Here is a 4049-nt window from a genome sequence, read left to right on the forward strand (position 1 = left end):
CCAGTATACACTCCGCTATCGCTACGTGACTGGGTCATGGCTGCGCCCCGACACCCGCCAACACCCGCTGACGCGCCCTGACGGGCTTGTCTGCTCCCGGCATCCGCTTACAGACAAGCTGTGACCGTCTCCGGGAGCTGCATGTGTCAGAGGTTTTCACCGTCATCACCGAAACGCGCGAGGCAGCTGCGGTAAAGCTCATCAGCGTGGTCGTGAAGCGATTCACAGATGTCTGCCTGTTCATCCGCGTCCAGCTCGTTGAGTTTCTCCAGAAGCGTTAATGTCTGGCTTCTGATAAAGCGGGCCATGTTAAGGGCGGTTTTTTCCTGTTTGGTCACTGATGCCTCCGTGTAAGGGGGATTTCTGTTCATGGGGGTAATGATACCGATGAAACGAGAGAGGATGCTCACGATACGGGTTACTGATGATGAACATGCCCGGTTACTGGAACGTTGTGAGGGTAAACAACTGGCGGTATGGATGCGGCGGGACCAGAGAAAAATCACTCAGGGTCAATGCCAGCGCTTCGTTAATACAGATGTAGGTGTTCCACAGGGTAGCCAGCAGCATCCTGCGATGCAGATCCGGAACATAATGGTGCAGGGCGCTGACTTCCGCGTTTCCAGACTTTACGAAACACGGAAACCGAAGACCATTCATGTTGTTGCTCAGGTCGCAGACGTTTTGCAGCAGCAGTCGCTTCACGTTCGCTCGCGTATCGGTGATTCATTCTGCTAACCAGTAAGGCAACCCCGCCAGCCTAGCCGGGTCCTCAACGACAGGAGCACGATCATGCGCACCCGTGGCCAGGACCCAACGCTGCCCGAGATGCGCCGCGTGCGGCTGCTGGAGATGGCGGACGCGATGGATATGTTCTGCCAAGGGTTGGTTTGCGCATTCACAGTTCTCCGCAAGAATTGATTGGCTCCAATTCTTGGAGTGGTGAATCCGTTAGCGAGGTGCCGCCGGCTTCCATTCAGGTCGAGGTGGCCCGGCTCCATGCACCGCGACGCAACGCGGGGAGGCAGACAAGGTATAGGGCGGCGCCTACAATCCATGCCAACCCGTTCCATGTGCTCGCCGAGGCGGCATAAATCGCCGTGACGATCAGCGGTCCAATGATCGAAGTTAGGCTGGTAAGAGCCGCGAGCGATCCTTGAAGCTGTCCCTGATGGTCGTCATCTACCTGCCTGGACAGCATGGCCTGCAACGCGGGCATCCCGATGCCGCCGGAAGCGAGAAGAATCATAATGGGGAAGGCCATCCAGCCTCGCGTCGCGAACGCCAGCAAGACGTAGCCCAGCGCGTCGGCCGCCATGCCGGCGATAATGGCCTGCTTCTCGCCGAAACGTTTGGTGGCGGGACCAGTGACGAAGGCTTGAGCGAGGGCGTGCAAGATTCCGAATACCGCAAGCGACAGGCCGATCATCGTCGCGCTCCAGCGAAAGCGGTCCTCGCCGAAAATGACCCAGAGCGCTGCCGGCACCTGTCCTACGAGTTGCATGATAAAGAAGACAGTCATAAGTGCGGCGACGATAGTCATGCCCCGCGCCCACCGGAAGGAGCTGACTGGGTTGAAGGCTCTCAAGGGCATCGGTCGACGCTCTCCCTTATGCGACTCCTGCATTAGGAAGCAGCCCAGTAGTAGGTTGAGGCCGTTGAGCACCGCCGCCGCAAGGAATGGTGCATGCAAGGAGATGGCGCCCAACAGTCCCCCGGCCACGGGGCCTGCCACCATACCCACGCCGAAACAAGCGCTCATGAGCCCGAAGTGGCGAGCCCGATCTTCCCCATCGGTGATGTCGGCGATATAGGCGCCAGCAACCGCACCTGTGGCGCCGGTGATGCCGGCCACGATGCGTCCGGCGTAGAGGATCCACAGGACGGGTGTGGTCGCCATGATCGCGTAGTCGATAGTGGCTCCAAGTAGCGAAGCGAGCAGGACTGGGCGGCGGCCAAAGCGGTCGGACAGTGCTCCGAGAACGGGTGCGCATAGAAATTGCATCAACGCATATAGCGCTAGCAGCACGCCATAGTGACTGGCGATGCTGTCGGAATGGACGATATCCCGCAAGAGGCCCGGCAGTACCGGCATAACCAAGCCTATGCCTACAGCATCCAGGGTGACGGTGCCGAGGATGACGATGAGCGCATTGTTAGATTTCATACACGGTGCCTGACTGCGTTAGCAATTTAACTGTGATAAACTACCGCATTAAAGCTTATCGATGATAAGCTGTCAAACATGAGAATTCTCTGACGAATAATCTTTTCTTTTTTCTTTTGTAATAGTGTCTTTTGTGTCCCCCTGTTTTGAGGGATAGCAATCCCCCAATTTGAGGGATGTTTTATCCCTCGTTTTAGGGGATTTTCCCTCGTTTTGAGGGATGCACCATTCTGAGATGTTTTTATTTGGTCCAAACATGCCGCCTTGCTGCTTGATAATATTCATTCTGACGAGTTCTAACTTGGCTTCATTGCACCGTTTGACAGGTAACTTTGTAATCTCGCTAAGTTGAGAATCGGTGATTCTGTCCATTGGTTTATTCCACCCATAGGTTTTACGCAGAATGGCAAGCAGCACTTTAAACTGTCGCTTGGTCAGATCTTTAGCTGTCTTGGTTTGCCCAAAGCGCATTGCATAATCTTTCAGGGTTATGCGTTGTTCCATACAACCTCCTTAGTACATGCAACCATTATCACCGCCAGAGGTAAAATAGTCAACACGCACGGTGTTAGATATTTATCCCTTGCGGTGATAGATTTAACGTATGAGCACAAAAAAGAAACCATTAACACAAGAGCAGCTTGAGGACGCACGTCGCCTTAAAGCAATTTATAGAAAAAAAAGAAAAATGAACTTGGCTTATCCCAGGAATCTGTCGCAGACAAGATGGGGATGGGGCAGTCAGGCGTTGGTGCTTTATTTAATGGCATCAATGCATTAAATGCTTATAACGCCGCATTGCTTACAAAAATTCTCAAAGTTAGCGTTGAAGAATTTAGCCCTTCAATCGCCAGAGAAATCTACGAGATGTATGAAGCGGTTAGTATGCAGCCGTCACTTAGAAGTGAGTATGAGTACCCTGTTTTTTCTCATGTTCAGGCAGGGATGTTCTCACCTAAGCTTAGAACCTTTACCAAAGGTGATGCGGAGAGATGGGTAAGCACAACCAAAAAAGCCAGTGATTCTGCATTCTGGCTTGAGGTTGAAGGTAATTCCATGACCGCACCAACAGGCTCCAAGCCAAGCTTTCCTGACGGAATGTTAATTCTCGTTGACCCTGAGCAGGCTGTTGAGCCAGGTGATTTCTGCATAGCCAGACTTGGGGGTGGATGAGTTTACCTTCAAGAAACTGATCAGGGATAGCGGTCAGGTGTTTTTACAACCACTAAACCCACAGTACCCAATGATCCCATGCAATGAGAGTTGTTCCGTTGTGGGAAAGTTATCGCTAGTCAGTGGCCTGAAGAGACGTTTGGCTGATCGGCAAGGTGTTCTGGTCGGCGCATAGCTGATAACAATTGAGCAAGAATCTTCATCGAATTAGGGGAATTTTCACTCCCCTCAGAACATAACATAGTAAATGGATTGAATTATGAAGAATGGTTTTTATGCGACTTACCGCAGCAAAAATAAAGGGAAAGATAAGCGCTCAATAAACCTGTCTGTTTTCCTTAATTCTCTGCTGGCTGATAATCATCACCTGCAGGTTGGCTCCAATTATTTGTATATTCATAAAATCGATGGAAAAACTTTTCTCTTTACCAAAACAAATGACAAGAGTCTGGTTCAGAAGATAAATCGCTCTAAAGCTTCAGTTGAAGATATTAAGAACAGCCTCGCAGATGACGAATCATTGGGATTCCCATTCTTTTTTTGTTTTGTTGAAGGCGACACCATTGGTTTTGCCAGAACTGTTTTCGGGCCGACCACATCCGATCTGACAGATTTTTTTAATTCGGGAAAGGAATGTCATTAAGCAGTGGAGAGCGCGTTCAGATAGAGCCACTGATGAGGGGAACCACCAAAGACGATGTTATGCATA

8 protein-coding genes and 1 pseudogene are annotated in these 4049 nt (G+C 51.2%); 5 read left to right on the forward strand and 4 right to left on the reverse strand.

Translation table 11 applies throughout. The features are described 5' to 3' along the window. Positions 1-146 precede the first annotated feature (146 nt). Positions 147-338 carry a Rop family plasmid primer RNA-binding protein gene (locus DESPIG_RS01545; RefSeq protein ID WP_000165985.1) on the reverse strand — a complete coding sequence of 64 codons (192 nt, stop codon included), beginning with the start codon at positions 336-338 and terminating at the stop codon, positions 147-149. A 103-nt stretch (positions 339-441) separates the two neighbouring features. Continuing rightward, positions 442-705, reverse strand: a complete 264-nt coding sequence (locus tag DESPIG_RS14575; RefSeq protein ID WP_003660253.1) for a site-specific integrase — start codon at positions 703-705, stop codon at positions 442-444. A gap of 87 nt (positions 706-792) precedes the next feature. Between DESPIG_RS14575 and DESPIG_RS14510 the strand changes: the two genes are divergently transcribed. Further along, positions 793-921 carry a type VI secretion protein gene (locus DESPIG_RS14510; protein WP_001260374.1) on the forward strand — a complete coding sequence of 43 codons (129 nt, stop codon included), beginning with the start codon at positions 793-795 and terminating at the stop codon, positions 919-921. A gap of 55 nt (positions 922-976) precedes the next feature. Here DESPIG_RS14510 and tet(C) read toward each other — a convergent pair whose 3' ends face one another. Together tet(C) and DESPIG_RS01565 are read right to left on the reverse strand one after the other, a co-directional pair. Then, positions 977-2167, reverse strand: a complete 1191-nt coding sequence (gene tet(C), locus DESPIG_RS01560) for a tetracycline efflux MFS transporter Tet(C) (RefSeq protein WP_001297013.1) — start codon at positions 2165-2167, stop codon at positions 977-979. A gap of 72 nt (positions 2168-2239) precedes the next feature. Beyond that, entirely contained in the window at positions 2240-2671 is a 432-nt protein-coding gene (locus tag DESPIG_RS01565) for a Cro/CI family transcriptional regulator (protein WP_002456141.1), read from the reverse strand. A 183-nt stretch (positions 2672-2854) separates the two neighbouring features. Between DESPIG_RS01565 and DESPIG_RS14580 the strand changes: the two are divergent. The 4 genes and pseudogenes from DESPIG_RS14580 to DESPIG_RS13070 all read left to right on the forward strand — a co-directional run. Continuing rightward, positions 2855-2992: pseudogene (locus tag DESPIG_RS14580) on the forward strand (helix-turn-helix domain-containing protein); the annotation flags it as partial. Beyond that, positions 2966-3340 (forward strand): LexA family protein, encoded by a 375-nt coding sequence (locus DESPIG_RS13065; protein ID WP_441586297.1) that lies wholly within the window; start codon positions 2966-2968, stop codon positions 3338-3340. The pseudogene DESPIG_RS14580 and the gene DESPIG_RS13065, both read left to right, overlap by 27 nt. Positions 3341-3377: 37 nt before the next feature. Continuing rightward, positions 3378-3515: a hypothetical protein gene (locus DESPIG_RS14455; RefSeq protein ID WP_272869367.1), complete on the forward strand. Its 138-nt coding sequence runs from the start codon at positions 3378-3380 to the stop codon at positions 3513-3515. Between the two features lie 84 nt (positions 3516-3599). Then, positions 3600-3983, forward strand: a complete 384-nt coding sequence (locus tag DESPIG_RS13070; RefSeq protein WP_441586294.1) for a hypothetical protein — start codon at positions 3600-3602, stop codon at positions 3981-3983. Positions 3984-4049 lie beyond the last annotated feature (66 nt).

The organism is Desulfovibrio piger ATCC 29098 (assembly GCF_000156375.1).
GTDB classification, from domain to species: Bacteria; Desulfobacterota; Desulfovibrionia; order Desulfovibrionales; family Desulfovibrionaceae; genus Desulfovibrio; species Desulfovibrio piger.